Genomic DNA, 16,936 nt, shown 5'->3' on the forward strand with positions numbered 1-16,936 from the left:
TTCAGTTTTCAATGTTCATTTAAAGCAATTACATTTATTAATTATATCAATAATCTTTATATTATATCAAGAACTTTTTTTAAATTTTATTTTATTCAAAAATTCTTCTGTTCAAAACTTAATTGATTATTTCAACAAATAATATCTTATATTGTCTTGCAAAGTTTTTCAATAGTCAAAATTACACTTTCTTAACATTAATTTAATGAAATTAATTTCTGAAACAAGAAAGTTTACATTCGTTTTTGACGACTTTTATATAATAGCAAGTTTGCAAAGGAACGTCAATCATTTTTGTATCATAATAATGGCTAAATTTTCACCTCTAATGTATTGTTTTGAATTAAGAGTATAATTTACATAATTTTTAGCATTATTTTGTCGATGGATTTATTATAAATACTAGTATATATGATTTTCGCGCTTAATAAATCATTTAAGGTGTGTTTATTTATCGCTTATAGCTAGTTTTAATAAAAAAAGCAATGGTTTAGTACCATTGCTTCTATTACTTCTATTCTACTATTCTTCTTTATCTTTGCATTCTTTACAAATACCATATATTTCCATACGGTGATGTGTTACGTCGAACTCTGTGATGTGCTGTGCAAGTTGTTCAACTTCATCAAGTTGAGGATAATGAAAGTCTACAATCTTGCCACATTTCTCACAGATAACGTGATAATGATTATGAGTATTAAAATCAAATCGACTTGATGCATCTCCATATGTTAACTCTTTAACTATGCCAATACTTTTAAACACTCTTAAATTATTATATATAGTCGCAACACTAATATTTGGAAAATCAGGTGAAAGTGCTTGATAAATTTCATCCGCAGTTGGATGTGAATGAGATGCAATGAGATAACGAATGATGGCTTGACGTTGTGGTGTGATTCTTACACCAGCTCTTCTTAGGGCTGCAATTGACTCTTCTAACTCATGATCAATAGACTCTAATTCTGCACTCATTTGATTCACCACTTTCTACTTAATAATAATTATTACTTGATATTAATATAACCGTTTCGAAAGTGTGATGTCAATAAGTACGAACGATTTCCATTAATAACCTTTATATAAATCGACTCTATTCTCAATTACATCATTTTTATTGAGAAAATCATCCAAATTCCTCTCAAATAGTTTTGTAGCATCACTTTTTATATTTTTGTCATTTCCTGTTATATGTGCTGTAATCGTCACATTATCTAATTTATATAATTCATTGTTTGCATCTAATGGTTCATTTTCAAATACATCTAAATATGCATGGCGAATTAAGTTATGACTTAATACTTTTATGAGTATTTTCTCCTCAATAATTGTTCCTCTACCTACATTAATAAATAAACATTTATCATTCATAATTTTGAAATGTCTCTCTGACAATAAATGATATGTTTCTTGAGTTTCAGGTAATGTATTAATAATAATATCAGCTTTATTTAAATGTGATTCTAAATCTTCTATTGTATAAATATTATCGAAACCATCTTTATGATGACCGGATTTACTTATACCGATTATTTCCAATTCAAACGGTTTGAGTAATTTGACGGTTTGTTGAGCTAACGATCCTGTTCCTAGTATTAATACTTTTTCATCGCTCAATCGTTTACCAGTTAGTTTAGAATCATAAACTTTATTTACTTGATTAACATATGATGTACGCATTTTCTTATAGTCATCAAGTATGAAGGATAAAACAAATTCTGAAACTTGTTTAGCCTGTATTCCCCTAGTATTAGTTAAAATAATATTTCTTTCTTTAATAACATCTAATGGTAGATTATTAACACTTGTAGCATACCAGGAGATCCATTTTAAGTTTGGACAAGCATTAATAAAGTTCTTATCAACGCCACTATCATAGCCAATCAATATCTCTAATTCATCTTTAAGTTCTGTCGGTATATCTACTGCATTCTTGAAAAAGTAAAATTCTAAATCAGGGTAGTTGTTTATAAGTGAAGTTTCTATTTCTCCTAATCGCTTTAAACTAACTATTTTCATTGATTTCACCCCAAAATTTGATTTAGTTCTTCAATTTGTGTTTTTACTTTAACCTTTTCAATGACATCGATGATAACGCCATCCTCATCAATAATAAATGTTGTGCGAACAATACCCATAGATTCTTTACCAAATGATTTTTTCAATTGATAGACACCTATTGCTTTAGATAATTGAAAATCTTCATCAACTAATAAATCAAAATTAAGATTATGTTTTGCAATAAAATTTTGATGTTTTTTCTTAGTATCACCACTGACCCCATATATTTGAACATTCAAGCCATTAAATTGTTCTAAGTTGTCTCTAAAGTCACATGCTTCTGTTGTACAAGTTGGAGTATTATCACGTGGATAAAAATAAATAATTGTTTTACTTCCTTTTATTGTCTCATTGGTAATCCATTCACCATTCTGATTTTCTAATTTAAAATTTGGAAATTTTTGACCTTTTTTGAGCATTATATCACCTATTTCTTAATTATATTAATTATATGATACGATAGTAAGGAATAATATTAAAATAAGAGAGGTTGAAATAAGATGAAATTCACTGAGAGTGAACGTCTACAACAATTGTCAAATGAATATATTTTGGGTGGCGTTAATTCACCATCACGCTCTTATAAAGCGGTTGGTGGAGGTGCTCCTGTTGTAATGCGCGAAGGACACGGCGCATACTTGTATGATGTTGATGGCAATAAATTTATTGATTATTTACAAGCATATGGTCCTATTATCACAGGTCATGCTCATCCTCATATAACTAAAGCTATTCAAGATCAAGCAGCTAAAGGTGTACTCTATGGCACGCCAACAGAATTAGAAATTGAATTTAGTAAAAAATTACGAGAAGCTATTCCGTCACTAGAAAAAATACGATTCGTAAACTCTGGAACTGAAGCAGTTATGACAACGATTCGTGTTGCGAGAGCTTATACAAAGAGAAATAAAATTATTAAATTTGCAGGCTCCTATCACGGTCATTCTGACTTAGTATTAGTAGCTGCTGGTAGTGGTCCATCACAATTAGGATCTCCTGACTCTGCAGGTGTTCCAGAAAGTGTCGCTAAAGAAGTAATTACAGTACCGTTTAATGATATTGAATCATATAAAGAAGCTATGAAACATTGGGGAGACGAAGTAGCTGCTGTGCTAGTTGAGCCAATTGTTGGTAATTTTGGTATGGTTGAACCACAACCAGGTTTCTTGGAAAAAGTTAATGAAATTACTCACGATTATGGTGCATTGGTGATTTATGATGAAGTTATTACTGCATTTCGCTTCCATTATGGTGCAGCCCAAGATCTATTAAATGTATATCCAGACTTAACTGCATTCGGAAAAATAATTGGGGGTGGCCTTCCAATTGGTGGCTATGGTGGCCGACAAGATATCATGGAACACGTTGCCCCATTAGGTCCGGCTTACCAAGCTGGAACGATGGCAGGTAATCCACTTTCTATGAGAGCAGGTATCGCATTACTAGAAGTACTAGAACAAAAAGGTGTTTATGAAAGATTAGATCAATTAGGAAAACGACTTGAAGATGGTCTATTAGAGCTAATTGATAAATATAATATTACAGCAACTATTAATAGAGTATATGGCTCTTTAACACTTTACTTCACAGATGAAAAAATCACACATTATGAGCAAGTTGAGAATTCAGATGGAGAAGCATTTGCTAAGTTCTTTAAATTAATGTTGAACCAAGGTATTAATTTAGCTCCATCAAAATTTGAAGCATGGTTCTTAACTACAGAGCATACTGAAGAAGACATTGATGAAACACTCAAAGCTGCTGATTATGCGTTTAGCCAAATGAAATAGCAAATTTATAACCTACAATAAAGGAACGTAAATTATAACGTTGCCCTTATTGTAGGTTTTTTTAATCAAAACAAAAACTTGTATCTATTTAGTCTTCAAGTGTATACTAGTTTAAAATATTATTATAAAAATATATTTAAAGGAGCGTTATAGTTGAGGCTAGGAGCTCGTATACTTAAGACTGGTATTGCAATTATTCTTGCTTTGTTTATAGCGTCTTTCTTACCTGATAATGTCGGTTTAAAATCTGTAGCAGGAATTAGTGCGATTGTTGCTATGCAACCTAATATCTACCGTTCTATTAAAACTATTTCAGAACAAGCTACAGGTAATGTCATTGGTGCTTTATTAGCAGTCATAATGGTAACAATATTTGGGAAAAATATCGTTATTATGGGTGTTACTGTCATTCTATTAATTGCTATCTTATATAAATTAAATTTAGCTCACGTTGCTACATTAGCTGGCGTAACAGCGCTTATTATAATGGGACAACATACTGGGTCATTCTATGTCACTGCTGCATTTAGATTTATACTAGTAATGATTGGTGTTGTCAGCGCTTCTGTAGTTAACTTAATATTTTTACCACCCAAATTTGAAACTAAGATATATCACAACTCAGTGAATATTGCTTCTGATATTTTCATTTGGTTTAAACTCGTATTAAATGACGCATCCGATTATCATCAGATAAAAGAAGATGGAGAACAAATTGAATCACGTATATCAAAACTTGAACAGATTTTTAATTACTATAATGAAGAAAAAGCATTAACTAGAAAGGCTGCCTTCCAACAAAATAGAAAGAAAATTTTATTTAAAGAAGTTGTAGGCACTACAAGACAAGCTTATGAAGTACTAAATCGTATGGCTAGATATCAGAATGATCTTCATAATCTAAATTACAATTTAATTTTCCAGATTAAATTAGAATTAGATTCATTAACAGCCTACCACGAACAAATTTTAAAAAGCTTGTCGAAAAAAGCTCGTTACAATGTGGAACATTTTGATAATCAAATCATGAATCCTCAAAAGAAAGACCTAATGGATGCTTTTCAACAACAGTTAATTCAAAACCCTTATCAAGTAGAATATTCATATTCAAATATCATGCAAATTATTGCTACAATAGAAGAATATCGTTATTATTTAGAACATTTAGATCGATTAAGATTAAGCTTCTTCACTTATCACCGCAATGACACTGATATAGATATTGCTGATGAGGATTTTGATTTATAACAAAAAAATGGGGTTACGAAGCTTGTAAAATTTTCTTTATGAAATTCTCTTTGCTGACCCCCGACCACTCCGGCAAGGTTGACTAGAATTAAAAAGGATTGTTACATGTGCATTTTTAGCTAGTCAACTACTGCCAATATATATTTGAAGCCTGAGGCATTGAATTATGCCACAGGCTCATTTTTTTACTATAAATTTTGTATGCTATATAAATGCTCATAAGCACCTTGTTTTTCAATCAACTCTTTATGCGTTCCTGTTTCTACTATTTCACCATTTTGCATTACAATTATTTTATCTGCATGTGTAATTGTTGATAGTCTATGTGCAACAATGAGTGTAGTTCTGTCTTTACTTAATACATCTAATGCTTCCTGTATAATTGCTTCACTTTCTAAATCTAATGCTGATGTGGCTTCATCTAAAATTAAAATTGGTGGATTATTTAAAAAGATTCTTGCAATTGAAAGACGTTGTTTTTGACCACCAGATAATTTAACGCCTCGCTCCCCTACTTCGGTATCATAGCCATCATGAAGATTCATTATAAATTCATGCGCGTTTGCCATTTTAGCCGCTTCAATAACTTCTTCCTCAGTAGCATCTGGGCGACCTAGTAAGATATTTTCTCTCACTGTATCTGAGAAAAGAATATTATCTTGTTGGACTAGACCAATTTGATTTCTTAAGCTACCAGTAAGAAAGTCTTTAACATTATGATCATCAATTAATATTTCACCTTCAGACACATCATAGAAGCGAGGTATCAAGTTAATTAAGGTTGACTTACCACCACCACTCATACCAACAAAAGCTACAGTATCCCCTTTATTAATATTAAGATTTATATCTTTTAGTATAGTTGATTCATCTTCATTGTATTTAAAACTTACATTCTTCAACTCAATATGCCCTTGTTTAATTTCAATAGGTTGAGCGCCAATACCATTTTTTATATCGTAATCTTCATCCATCAATTGGAATACCCTATCCATTGATGCAAAACTTTGAGTTAGTGTCGTAAAGGAAGAAACCAATCTTCTCAGTGGTCCGAATAATTGTTCCAAGTATCCTACAAATGCAGCAAGTGTACCAACAGTGATTGAACCATTAATGGCTAAATAGGCACCGAAGCCAATGACGATAATTGGTCCTAAATCTGTCACAGTATTAATTGCTGCAAATGAGTAGGCATTCCATGACGTATGTTGAAATGCTCGATTTAAGAAATGTTGGTTTTTATGATCAAAGTTTTTAGCTTCATTATCTTCTATCGCAAAACTTTTAATTACAGACATACCTTGTACACGTTCATGTAAAAAGCCCTGTACTTCAGCTAAAGCTTGCGAACGTTTACGAGTTAATTTTCTTAAACGACCGAAGAAGAAATACACTGTCAAAATATAGAATGGAAAGATGAATATAGCTGCGAAAGTTAACTTAACATCTAGGAAAAACATGATAGATAGTGCTATGACAATTGTTATACAATCTAACCAAATGTTCATTAAACCGGTTAAAATAAAATCTTTAGTTTGTTCTACATCATTTATCACTCTTGAAATAACTTGCCCTACCTGATTGTTCGCATAAAATCTAGCACTTAAAGCTTGCAAATGATTATATAATTGTTTTCGAATATCGTATAAAATCTTGTTACTCGTCCATTGTGCAAGATATTGACGTAAGTATTCGATTGGTGGTCTCACAATTAAGAATATAAATAAAGCTATGCCGATAGCTACACTTAGATGTTGAAATTTTTCATTCGTAGAAAGTGCACTATTATTAATAACGCCATCAATTGCATATTTGATAAGTAAAGGAATTAACATAGGAATGCCGAATTTTATAATCCCTATAATTATCGTCGCTATTATACGATATTTGTAAGGTTTAACAAATTCTAAATAGCGTCGTATCATACTAGTCCCCCCTATAATTTTCAATTCAATTTTTTTTAGAAAATTAATAGAGGTTGAAACTTTCAATTGCAAGCAATCTCCTTTTGCAACTTTAAGTAAATTCAACCTCTGCTTATTATTACTCAAGTACTATAAAACATATATGTAGCAATTACATCTTTTATGCTTAGTAATTTCGAATTTTTTTGTAACGCTCTTTCCAAACTTTTATAAAATCAGGGGCGAACGGACCTTTCTTTTGTTCTATCCACTGCTGTAAAATATCTACATTACGGCGTAAAATAACATCGATATCGTGTGGATAATTCATCTGATTCATATGTTGTTCATACTCATCTTCATCTAGCAAATGATATTTACCATTAGGATAAACTTTAATGTCTAAATCATAATCGATATATTTCAAAGCTTCTTCATCACAAACGAATGGTGATGAAAGATTACAATAGTAATAAATGCCATCTTCTCTAAACATACAAATAACGTTAAACCAGAATTCAGAGTGAAAATAAACGATTGCCGGTTCTCGAGTAATCCACGTGCGACCATCACTTTCAGTAACTAAAGTATGATCATTTCCACCGATAATAACATGATCTGTTCCTTTTAAAATCGTCGTTTCAGACCATACTCTATGAATATTACCATCGTGTTTGTAACTTTGAATTTTTATATTTTCGCCTTCTTTAGGTATGGATTCTTTTACCATACTCCACACCACCCTTTTAGTAATTTTCGCACTTTAGATTATATCATAATTTTAATTAAGTCTTTAAAGATGCGTTACTATTTTTAATATAGCCTCCAAAAATTACCCATAAATTGATGTTTTTAACCATTTATATATTTATATATTTTATCCATTGATACAGGTAATGTATATTCATCACGGCGATTTAAATTCATCCACTCAAGTTTATAGTCTTCCATCATTTTTTTAGAAAGAGATACTGTCTCAATTACACTATATACTCTAATATCCCAAGTCATATGAGTGAATTGATGTTTTAGCTTAAACACTATTTCCTCAGCTATCGATAGTGACATTCCTAATTTATTCTCTAATTGTTCCAATGCATTTGGTGCTTCAAACATAGGAAATTGCCACATACCATTTAACAATCGCTCTTGTCGTTGCTCAATTAAATATTCCCCTTTTGCATTTCTAACTAAAAACACATGTAGCTGAATCGTTTTCTTCTTTATGTTTTTAGTTTTTACTGGTAAATCTAGCACAGTTCCTTCTTTGAAAGCACTGCAATTGTCTTGAACAGGACAGAATAAGCACAACGGATTCTTCGGTGTGCAAACTAATGCGCCTAATTCCATCATTGCTTGATTGAAAGTACCAGAATGATGATAAACATAGGGCTGTAATTCTTTTTCATATGCCTTTCGTGTTGATTGCAATTTAATATCTCGTTGATCATTATTTAATCTAGACCATACTCGAAAGACATTACCATCAACGGTTGCTAAAGGTTTATTAAACGCTATACTCAATACAGCTGCTTGTGTATATGGACCAACGCCTTTAAGTTTTCCAAATTGATCTGGTGTTGAAGGAACGACGCCATTGTATTCAGATGCCACTTCTTTTACAGCAGTATGAAAGTTACGTGCACGGCTATAATAACCTAAACCTTCCCAATATTTAAGCACTTCATCTTCATTTGCCTGACTCAAGTCTTCTATAGTCGGAAAACGGCTAATAAACTTATGATAGTAGTCAATAACGGTTTTAACTTGTGTTTGTTGAAGCATAACCTCACTTAACCAAATATAATATGGATTAGAAGTCTCACGCCAAGGCATTTCTCTTTGATTTTCATTAAACCACTGTATTAAATTCTTTTTAAATGTAGTTTCATTTAACATACTTAAATCCTTTCCAATCTCATTATTTATTTCATCTAATCGGTTTATAGCAAACTAATAGTATTTTAATAAGTTTCTTAATTTCGTTATTTCAATTTTTAGATTATAATATATATTAAATTAACATGAAAAGAGTGAACGTTATGGATACAGCCACGCATATAGCAATAGGTGTTGGATTAACTGCTCTAGCTAGTCAAGATTCAGCTATGGCAAATACTATGGCAGCTACTGCTACAACCTTAATTGCCGGATCGTTAATTCCAGATGGTGACACCGTTTTAAAATTGAAAAATAACGCCACATATATTTCACACCATCGTGGTATCACTCATTCTATACCATTTACAATTTTGTGGCCTATACTGATCACATTTATTATTTATGTTTTATTCCCAGGAGTAGATACAACGCATATATGGTTATGGGCACAGTTAGCAGTGTTTTTACATGTGTTTGTTGATATATTTAATTCTTATGGTACTCAAGCTTTGCGTCCACTCACAAACAAGTGGATTCAATTAAGTGTTATTAATACATTCGATCCAATCATATTTATTATACTTTGTGTAGGGATTGTCGTTTGGTTATTCGGTGTACATCCATTCATAGTATTCTTTCCAATTATTGGTATACTCATCATTTATTATATTATTCGTTTCAAAATGCAGAGTATCATTAAAAAGCAAGCATTAAGCCAGATTAAAGCACAGCATAATCCTGTTAAAATATTTGTGGCACCTACGATGAAATTCATGGAATGGCGCGTTGCTATTCAAACTGAAGAACATGATTATGTTGGAAGAGCATTTGGTCGAAATGTTGTCTTTAGTGATAAAGTTAAACGACAGAAATTTTCTCCAGACACTCTACTCTGGCAGATTAAAAGTAATAAAGACATTAGAACATTTTTGAACTTCTCATCAATTTATCGATGGCAAACTCGTAAGCTGGATGACGACACTACAGAAGTTCGTCTAATAGATTTACGCTATTTAAATAAAGGGCATTATAGTTTTGCTGCAATAGCACATGTCGATAATGATAACAATATAGATCACTCATATATAGGATGGGTTTTCACTGAAGAAAAATTACAAAAAAAATTATATTCTAAATAATTTTTAAAAAGAGTGAACCAGAACCATAAACTACACTATGATTCTGATTCACTCTTTTATTTATTTTTTGTCGCAATTATATTAGAGGAATATTTATATTTTGAATGTGCTACATATCTCATAAGCATAAAATTAATTGCTCCAATCGTTACTATTATTAAAATGAAATAGATATGATATGAAATATTATACATATTCACTACGCCATAAATCGTAGAAGTCGCTAATCCATCAATTAAATAAAACAGAGGATTTAACTTTAACAATTGAATCATTAAATTCTCATTTGCAGAAGGAATAAAAATAATAGGTACTATAAAAAAGTTTATAACTACAGCTAACCAGAATATCATACTCATATTTTTATATATAGTATCTAACAATCCTAAAGTAACAGATATGAATATTATAAATAGAATCATCATTATATAAAATACAATAAATGCAATGAAAGATGCATCGAAATTCACTGGTTTAAACAATAAAGTAATAATTGATAATATACAACAAATAGAACTTCCGATAAGTGCGTTCGCAACAGTAGTTATCAATGGTGTTGATTGGAACGACTTAGTTATTAAATAATCTTGACTATACTCTTTAAAAGATTTAAAAATTGTCGCAAACATTGTAGCAAATGTAATCATAGCAACAATTCTATATAACCACCTAGCTTTACTAATATCTTCAATCTCGATAAACGACAGCGTAATTAGTGCTATTAATACTAAGACAAGTTCAACAATGAAGAGAAATGCAAACCATTTCCAAGTATCTATTATACGTTGCTTAGTAAACTTTATTAGTGATGGGAAAAGTTTTATATATAATAAAATGTTATCTATCATTTTTACACCTACAATTCAATGTATATCCACTTACTATTTTTCATATCTGCGATTAAATATCCATCACCTGACTTAACTATCCATAAATCTTGATTAATATGATATTTATCTGTAAGTTCATCTTTATTAATTATTGGAAAAACAAATCCTGTTAATTTATCTTGATCATTAAATAACATTTCTACTGGTTGTTGCGTTACTCCTACAACATATCTAGAATCCTTATCGGGAACAAGTGTTTTTTTAACTTGATCATGTTTTTTATGTAAATGGCTATTATAATAATCTACAAAATTACTATAATTTGATTTCATATATGGAGATAATTTTTTAAATGAATGCGACTCATATAAAGCTGCTGGGTTAAAATATTGTAGTTTATGTTTTTCTACAACATAATCTTGATTATCGATATTAACACGATATTTTTTTGAATTTTCACCTGTTATTGTTAAAAATGCGTATTTAGGAACTTTTGTATTAGAATCACCATTTAACGTTATCGAGTCGTCTAATACGATTCCATATGCCAATTTTTCCTCAAATGGGTCTTTATTTTCAACTTTCTTTTGAGCTTCAATTATAGGAACATCAAAGCGCCCAATGTTGTTAATGACTAATGCTCCAACGATGGCCAAACAAATCAAGCTTGCAATCAAAATTGTCCAAAACCTCACGACAAAATCAGGAACTTTCGCATGTCTATATCTTTCTACTCTTTTAAAGTTATAACTCATTTCAGGGAGTCGACTACGACTTTCTTTCCAATCTAAATCAAAATTTTGCTGTTCTTCATCATTTCCTATACTCATTCGATCTTGCTCATGTTCTTTAAACACAGGTAAAACTTGATTTAGTGAACCTTCCATCCTCACTTGCCCATGTGAAATCCATGCTACATAATTACTTACTTTTTCAACTTTTTCAATATCATTATCGATGAATACTAACGAATTATTATCGTTAACATAGTCTTTCGATAATTGTTTTGCTTTTTCTAAAAAGTCTTCATCAAGATGTTCAATGATATGGTTCAAAATAATCAATTCTTTTCGACATACACGTGCAATGCTTAATATTAATTGTGCAAAATCAGAGTGACTAAGCATATTTATATTAAACGTAGACTTATCATCTAAATGTGCAAATTTGATAATTTGATCAACACTGTGTGATGTTGTTTCGTAAGAAAATAATCTTTGAATTTCTTTTACATATTGTCGCACTGTTATATGTATTAAATGTTTGTCTTTTATATCACCATAATAAGTAGAGACCGATTTATTAATTTTACCTCTATCAGGTTTAATGTCACCAGCCATTATCCTACCTAATAAAGTTTTAGAAGCCCCCGGCTCGCCAATAATAGCTAAAGCCTCACCTTGATATATATGTAGTGAAATATTGTTTAATTCTATGTCTTCTGCGGCATAACCAAATGGTAAATACCACTTTCTATTTTTCTTACTTCTATAATAATGCGTGACATTGAGCATTTTTAAGACTATTGAACTTCCCATTCATGTTACATCCTTCTAAATTTTTAATAAAGCGAGTGGCAATCCTTCTTCAGGTGTCTTACTATTAATTCTATATCCCCATGCAAATACACCCTTTAATCGTTCGACTTTGAAGTATTGGTCGCTTCCATCATTAAGTTTATACATTCTACCAAGCACTACCTTAGTACGATCGACTAAGTAACTTTCAGCAATGATGACTTTACTTTGATATACATCGTACTCATTCATGATGCCATTCATTTCAGCTTTACGCATTTTTTCTTTATATGTTTGTATTTCATGTCTTAATTCTTGCTCAGACATTTCACTTAGCTTTTTATCATTCATCTGAAATACCACTTTCTTCTAATTTTGATTTAATTTTATCATATTTATATCCTTTTCTCATAAGTGACTCTATCGTCTTCATTACTAATTGTTGTCCGTCATACTTACGTCTTTGTTTTGTATATACTTTTTCAAGATCTTTTTGCAATAAATCATCTAATATATTTTCATCTTGTTCAAAATTTAATTCAGCTATTGCTTGTTGTGCAACATCCATAGAATATCCTTTTTGTATCAGACTTTGAAGTACCTTCTGACGTATTTTAATTTCAGGGCCTTTTTTTGTTTTCATAATTTTTTTAGCAACCTCAATAACTGCTTCAAATGATTGCTCTTCTTCGTAAATCGGAACATATGTATTTATAATATTAGGTTCAATTCCAACTTGATATAATTTCTGTCTATAAATTTCAGGACCTTTGTCAGTAGTGTTTATCATCGTATTCTTTAAACTTTCAGCATAATCTTCATGGTTAATATACGATTCTTTGTAACAATAATCTATAACTTGTTGGATTGCTATGTCACTTATTTCATTTTGTTGCAAATGTTGTCGCACTTCTTTTTCAGTTCTTTTTTTATATGATAAGTATTGAATTGCCATATTAATACCTAAACGATAATGCTCATACTTTTGAATATTCTCCATATCTGATGGCTCAAGAATTTGACCTTTTTTTAAATTGAACTTTACAAGTGTATCGATATCTATTCCCATTTCAAATACTTCATCCAAGAATAGATTAAATCGTTCTTTGTTATTCTTTTGTACTTCTATTTTCGTAATTTTAGTCATACACCCACCACCTTCACTTATAAATATGTCCTCTATTAACTCATTCAGTTTAAAATATTCTAACAATTATTATTTTAAATCACTTATCGCATTACACAAAATGTTTTACCTATATAAAAAGTCCTCATAAAGTTCATTTATATTATGACTACTTTATGAAGACTAAATTATAATTACGAAATTTGTACATACGCATGCAAAACAAATCAATAGTTATTTAGTTGACTTAATGCCTCTTGATATTGGCTATCAGATATATATTCTTGTTGTTTCATTTTTTCAAGGTTTGTTTTAATTCTATTTTTAAAGTTATCAGACATATTACTTATATCATAAACACTAGGTGCATTGACCTTACTAGCTAATATCGCACTTTGTAATACTGTAATTTGAGACATACTATCACTATTTTTATTTACTGTAGTACCAAAATAGTAATTGGCGGCACTTTCGATTGTATATTGATCGCTACCGTAATAAATGTTATTTAAATAAAAACTCAATATTTCATTTTTACTATATTGTTGTTCTACTTTATGTGCTACAAACAATTCTTTTAATTTTCTAGTGAAAGAACGTTCATTATCATAATAATAATTTTTCACAGTTTGTTGCGTAATTGTACTTCCACCTTGAACATCTCTATCCCCTATCGTTGAAAACAATGCTCGTGTTGTACCTTTTACATCAAAACCGTGGTGTTTATAAAAACGTTCATCTTCCATTGAAATAAATGCACCTTTTACATAATCAGGCATATTATCTGCAGATACATAACTGCTTTTATTTTCAATAGTTTTAAGGTCATCAACATTTGCTCTAGAAGATAAGTAATACATTAATCCTATAAACAATGCAAATATGATGATAAATATAATAAACAGACGTAAAAATATGCGTTTACTCTTTTTCTTTTTAGGTGGTTTACCTACAGGTTGATAATACGTATTGTAATGTGGTTCATTACGGTATTGTGAATGTCTCTCAGGCGAGTTGTTCATTCTTTGGCTTCTTTTCATGCGGTAGCTCCTTTACTTAAACTCACTCTATATTTGAGAGTTTAACAGTAGTTCTTATAATAAGCCATACTTAAAGCGAAAAATCGGTCCCGGGGTGTATGAGAATATATGACTATGAGACCAATATCTGAAGTTAAGTCATTAAATTACTATAACTAAATTTTTGAAAGCAAAAAAGAACCGAGAAAAGACATATTAAAGTCTCTCCTCAGTTCATTAAATATTGCGAATTTATAAAATTGACTTATAAGATTATATCGAATAATATTCAAGCTTTACATCAACAAGATTTATGCTTGAAGTTGTTTAACAATTTCTCTGTTAAAATCATCTAAGTCATCTGGTGTACGACTAGTTACGATATTTTTATCAACTACAACTGATTCGTCTACTACGTTTGCACCAGCATTTGATAAATCTTTACGTACATTAAGTACAGCTGTTAGCGTACGACCATTTAAATCATCAGTATCAATTAAAATTTGAGGTCCGTGGCAAATTGCAAATGCTGGAACATCATTTTTAGTGAAGTATTTAGCAAACGTACCATATCGACCTTCTGCATCTCCGCGAAGATGGTCTGGTGAGAATCCACCTGGAATTAGAAGTCCATCATAATCTTCTGGTTTAGCATCAGCAATACTTACGTCTACAGTAACTTTTTCACCATGCTTACCTACTACTTCAGCATTTGCAGTATCACCAATGATTTCTGTTTCAAAACCAGCTTCTTCAATTGCTTCTTTAGGGCTAGTTAATTCAATATCTTCAAATTCATTTGATAAGATAATTGCTACTTTTTTAGTCATGTATTAATCACCTTTCTTGTTCGAATTATATTTATTATATAGACGAAATAGAAGGCTATTAAACATAGTTGAACTTAAACGGCTATTATTTAGTTAGACACTTGCTTTACTTTTTCTTCTAATTGATCTAGTAAGCCAATCCATTCATCAATGTCTTCAACACTTACTTCATCAGGATTAACATGATCAATATCTTCTAAGAATTTTGATAATCTCGTTTTAATTTGTTCCATTGTTTGTTGTTCATTCATAAATGTTTCTCCTTTTTTATATGAGTTTATTTAACAATACGTTAATTTTATCCTAACAGAATTTGACAAAAAGGGATATAATCTTAATAATGTTTACTGTACTTTTGCAACGAATAGAGGAATTTTTTTAGTTTAGGAGTAATAAATATGTGGATGACAAATCAGAAAAAAACCATTTCAATTTCAAATGATCCTTGGGAAGCTTATAACGATATTGAAGACTACGGACAGTTGACGTTGAGTAATATAGAATTTACAACCACAACGCTATGTAATATGAGATGTAGCCATTGTGCAGTTGGTTATACATTACAAACAAAAGATCCGGATGCATTACCTATGGATATTATTTATCGTCGTTTAGATGAAATACCTCAATTAAGGACAATGTCAATCACGGGCGGAGAACCAATGTTCTCAAAGAAATCAATTAAAAATATCGTTATACCCTTATTAAAATACGCGAAAGATCGAGGTATTTATGTTCAAATGAATTCTAATTTAACGTTGCCTCAAGATCGTTATTTAGATATCGCGGAATACATAGATGTTATGCACATTTCACATAATTGGGGAACTATACAAGAATTTACTGATGTTGGCTTTGGCGCCATGAAAAAACAGCCACCTTTAAAAGCAAAATTAAAATTATATGAACAAATGTTAGATAATGCGAGCACCCTGTCAAGTCAAGGCATGTTTGTTTCAGCTGAAACGATGTTAAATCAGAGTACTTTACCTTACTTAGATAAAATTCATAAAGAAATCGTTAATGATATGAAATGCAGTCGTCATGAAGTTCATCCTATGTACCCAGCGGATTTCGCAAGTCAATTAAATGTGCTTTCTCTAAAAGAAATGAAACAAGCAATTCATCATTTATTAGATATTCGAGATGAGAATGTATGGATGCTGTTTGGTACGTTACCTATCTATCCATGTATTAATGACGAAAATGATCAAGCACTATTACAACGCTTAAGAGATTCAAAAAATGTGACAACACGAAATGATCCAGATGGACGAAGTCGCTTAAATGTAAATGTGTTTAGCGGAGATGTCATTGTAACAGACTTTGGAGATGAAAATGGTACCATCTCAAATATAAAAACAGACAAATTGACTGATGTATTTAATAAATGGCTCACTTCAGATTTAGCAAAATCTTTAAATTGTCATTGTGAGGCATTTCATTGTTTAGGCCCTAATGTATTAGTGAAAAACATGTATTATCCAAACACTGATTTCAAACAGAAAGAAATAGAAATGCACACAGAAAATATTTTTAGTTAAGCATCAATAATTCACATATATCTATAAACTAAGCACCACATAAAGTA

General features: G+C 30.7%; 17 protein-coding genes. 4 read left to right on the forward strand and 13 right to left on the reverse strand.

Going from position 1 to position 16,936, the window contains the following annotated elements; all coding sequences use genetic code 11:
• Positions 1–522: 522 nt before the first annotated feature.
• From perR to bcp, 3 genes are all read right to left on the reverse strand, one after another.
• Complete coding sequence (gene perR, locus F1592_RS12925; protein WP_011275403.1) at positions 523–975, reverse strand: peroxide-responsive transcriptional repressor PerR; 453 nt, start codon at positions 973–975, stop codon at positions 523–525.
• 93 nt (positions 976–1,068) lie between these two features.
• Positions 1,069–2,019, reverse strand: coding sequence for an NAD(P)-dependent oxidoreductase (locus F1592_RS12930; protein WP_149809731.1), 951 nt, complete (start codon positions 2,017–2,019; stop codon positions 1,069–1,071).
• Between the two features lie 5 nt (positions 2,020–2,024).
• The gene (gene bcp, locus F1592_RS12935) at positions 2,025–2,480 is read right to left on the reverse strand and encodes a thioredoxin-dependent thiol peroxidase (protein ID WP_037537928.1); all 456 of its coding nucleotides are present in this window, start codon (positions 2,478–2,480) and stop codon (positions 2,025–2,027) included.
• Positions 2,481–2,561: 81 nt separating this feature from the next.
• Between bcp and F1592_RS12940 the strand changes: the two genes are divergently transcribed.
• Positions 2,562–3,851: a glutamate-1-semialdehyde 2,1-aminomutase gene (locus tag F1592_RS12940; protein WP_053017403.1), complete on the forward strand. Its 1,290-nt coding sequence runs from the start codon at positions 2,562–2,564 to the stop codon at positions 3,849–3,851.
• 153 nt (positions 3,852–4,004) lie between these two features.
• A complete protein-coding gene (locus tag F1592_RS12945) occupies positions 4,005–5,099 on the forward strand; it encodes an FUSC family protein (RefSeq protein ID WP_011275398.1) in 1,095 nt (364 codons plus the stop codon).
• Between the two features lie 188 nt (positions 5,100–5,287).
• Here the strand turns inward: F1592_RS12945 and F1592_RS12950 are convergent, their stop codons facing one another.
• The 3 genes from F1592_RS12950 to mutY form a co-directional block, all read right to left on the reverse strand.
• Positions 5,288–7,024 (reverse strand): ABC transporter ATP-binding protein, encoded by a 1,737-nt coding sequence (locus F1592_RS12950; RefSeq protein ID WP_037537932.1) that lies wholly within the window; start codon positions 7,022–7,024, stop codon positions 5,288–5,290.
• Positions 7,025–7,190: 166 nt separating this feature from the next.
• Complete coding sequence (ntdP, locus tag F1592_RS12955; protein ID WP_011275396.1) at positions 7,191–7,733, reverse strand: nucleoside tri-diphosphate phosphatase; 543 nt, start codon at positions 7,731–7,733, stop codon at positions 7,191–7,193.
• Between the two features lie 122 nt (positions 7,734–7,855).
• Positions 7,856–8,902, reverse strand: a complete 1,047-nt coding sequence (mutY, locus tag F1592_RS12960; RefSeq protein WP_053017406.1) for an A/G-specific adenine glycosylase — start codon at positions 8,900–8,902, stop codon at positions 7,856–7,858.
• Between the two features lie 143 nt (positions 8,903–9,045).
• On the opposite strand from mutY, the gene F1592_RS12965 reads away from it, so the two are divergent.
• Positions 9,046–10,023, forward strand: a complete 978-nt coding sequence (locus F1592_RS12965; protein WP_149809732.1) for a metal-dependent hydrolase — start codon at positions 9,046–9,048, stop codon at positions 10,021–10,023.
• 56 nt (positions 10,024–10,079) lie between these two features.
• Here F1592_RS12965 and F1592_RS12970 read toward each other — a convergent pair whose 3' ends face one another.
• The 7 genes from F1592_RS12970 to F1592_RS13000 all read right to left on the reverse strand — a co-directional run bounded on the left by F1592_RS12970 (position 10,080) and on the right by F1592_RS13000 (position 15,596).
• Positions 10,080–10,871 carry a teichoic acid transporter gene (locus F1592_RS12970; RefSeq protein WP_053017408.1) on the reverse strand — a complete coding sequence of 264 codons (792 nt, stop codon included), beginning with the start codon at positions 10,869–10,871 and terminating at the stop codon, positions 10,080–10,082.
• A gap of 8 nt (positions 10,872–10,879) precedes the next feature.
• The gene (locus F1592_RS12975) at positions 10,880–12,391 is read right to left on the reverse strand and encodes an ATP-binding cassette domain-containing protein (RefSeq protein ID WP_107637336.1); all 1,512 of its coding nucleotides are present in this window, start codon (positions 12,389–12,391) and stop codon (positions 10,880–10,882) included.
• A 15-nt stretch (positions 12,392–12,406) separates the two neighbouring features.
• Positions 12,407–12,721, reverse strand: coding sequence for a YfhH family protein (locus F1592_RS12980; protein WP_053017412.1), 315 nt, complete (start codon positions 12,719–12,721; stop codon positions 12,407–12,409).
• The gene (gene recX / locus F1592_RS12985) at positions 12,714–13,517 is read right to left on the reverse strand and encodes a recombination regulator RecX (protein ID WP_037537945.1); all 804 of its coding nucleotides are present in this window, start codon (positions 13,515–13,517) and stop codon (positions 12,714–12,716) included. Before recX ends, F1592_RS12980 begins: the two co-directional genes overlap by 8 nt.
• A gap of 206 nt (positions 13,518–13,723) precedes the next feature.
• The gene (gene sgtB, locus F1592_RS12990) at positions 13,724–14,536 is read right to left on the reverse strand and encodes a monofunctional peptidoglycan glycosyltransferase SgtB (protein WP_053017416.1); all 813 of its coding nucleotides are present in this window, start codon (positions 14,534–14,536) and stop codon (positions 13,724–13,726) included.
• A gap of 290 nt (positions 14,537–14,826) precedes the next feature.
• Positions 14,827–15,345: a type 1 glutamine amidotransferase domain-containing protein gene (locus F1592_RS12995; RefSeq protein WP_016931358.1), complete on the reverse strand. Its 519-nt coding sequence runs from the start codon at positions 15,343–15,345 to the stop codon at positions 14,827–14,829.
• Between the two features lie 89 nt (positions 15,346–15,434).
• Complete coding sequence (locus F1592_RS13000) at positions 15,435–15,596, reverse strand: SE1561 family protein (RefSeq protein ID WP_011275386.1); 162 nt, start codon at positions 15,594–15,596, stop codon at positions 15,435–15,437.
• Between the two features lie 153 nt (positions 15,597–15,749).
• Between F1592_RS13000 and yfkAB the strand changes: the two genes are divergently transcribed.
• A complete protein-coding gene (gene yfkAB, locus F1592_RS13005) occupies positions 15,750–16,889 on the forward strand; it encodes a radical SAM/CxCxxxxC motif protein YfkAB (protein WP_188294696.1) in 1,140 nt (379 codons plus the stop codon).
• Positions 16,890–16,936: the final 47 nt, after the last annotated feature.

Origin of the sequence: Staphylococcus sp. GDX7P312P (assembly GCF_008385775.1) — a bacterium.
GTDB classification, from domain to species: Bacteria; Bacillota; Bacilli; order Staphylococcales; family Staphylococcaceae; genus Staphylococcus; species Staphylococcus haemolyticus.

Bases quoted from the DNA above. Each gene is read 5' to 3' on its own strand.
- F1592_RS12975 (WP_107637336.1), bottom strand. From the start codon at position 12,391: ATGGGAAGTTCAATAGTCTTAAAAATGCTCAATGTCACGCATTATTAT.
- perR (WP_011275403.1), bottom strand. From the start codon at position 975: ATGAGTGCAGAATTAGAGTCTATTGATCATGAGTTAGAAGAGTCAATT.
- recX (WP_037537945.1), bottom strand. From the start codon at position 13,517: ATGACTAAAATTACGAAAATAGAAGTACAAAAGAATAACAAAGAACGA.
- ntdP (WP_011275396.1), bottom strand. From the start codon at position 7,733: ATGGTAAAAGAATCCATACCTAAAGAAGGCGAAAATATAAAAATTCAA.
- F1592_RS12970 (WP_053017408.1), bottom strand. From the start codon at position 10,871: ATGATAGATAACATTTTATTATATATAAAACTTTTCCCATCACTAATA.
- F1592_RS12980 (WP_053017412.1), bottom strand. From the start codon at position 12,721: ATGAATGATAAAAAGCTAAGTGAAATGTCTGAGCAAGAATTAAGACAT.
- F1592_RS12930 (WP_149809731.1), bottom strand. From the start codon at position 2,019: ATGAAAATAGTTAGTTTAAAGCGATTAGGAGAAATAGAAACTTCACTT.
- sgtB (WP_053017416.1), bottom strand. From the start codon at position 14,536: ATGAAAAGAAGCCAAAGAATGAACAACTCGCCTGAGAGACATTCACAA.
- F1592_RS12950 (WP_037537932.1), bottom strand. From the start codon at position 7,024: ATGATACGACGCTATTTAGAATTTGTTAAACCTTACAAATATCGTATA.
- mutY (WP_053017406.1), bottom strand. From the start codon at position 8,902: ATGTTAAATGAAACTACATTTAAAAAGAATTTAATACAGTGGTTTAAT.
- F1592_RS12965 (WP_149809732.1), top strand. From the start codon at position 9,046: ATGGATACAGCCACGCATATAGCAATAGGTGTTGGATTAACTGCTCTA.
- F1592_RS12940 (WP_053017403.1), top strand. From the start codon at position 2,562: ATGAAATTCACTGAGAGTGAACGTCTACAACAATTGTCAAATGAATAT.
- F1592_RS13000 (WP_011275386.1), bottom strand. From the start codon at position 15,596: ATGAATGAACAACAAACAATGGAACAAATTAAAACGAGATTATCAAAA.
- yfkAB (WP_188294696.1), top strand. From the start codon at position 15,750: ATGACAAATCAGAAAAAAACCATTTCAATTTCAAATGATCCTTGGGAA.
- F1592_RS12995 (WP_016931358.1), bottom strand. From the start codon at position 15,345: ATGACTAAAAAAGTAGCAATTATCTTATCAAATGAATTTGAAGATATT.
- bcp (WP_037537928.1), bottom strand. From the start codon at position 2,480: ATGCTCAAAAAAGGTCAAAAATTTCCAAATTTTAAATTAGAAAATCAG.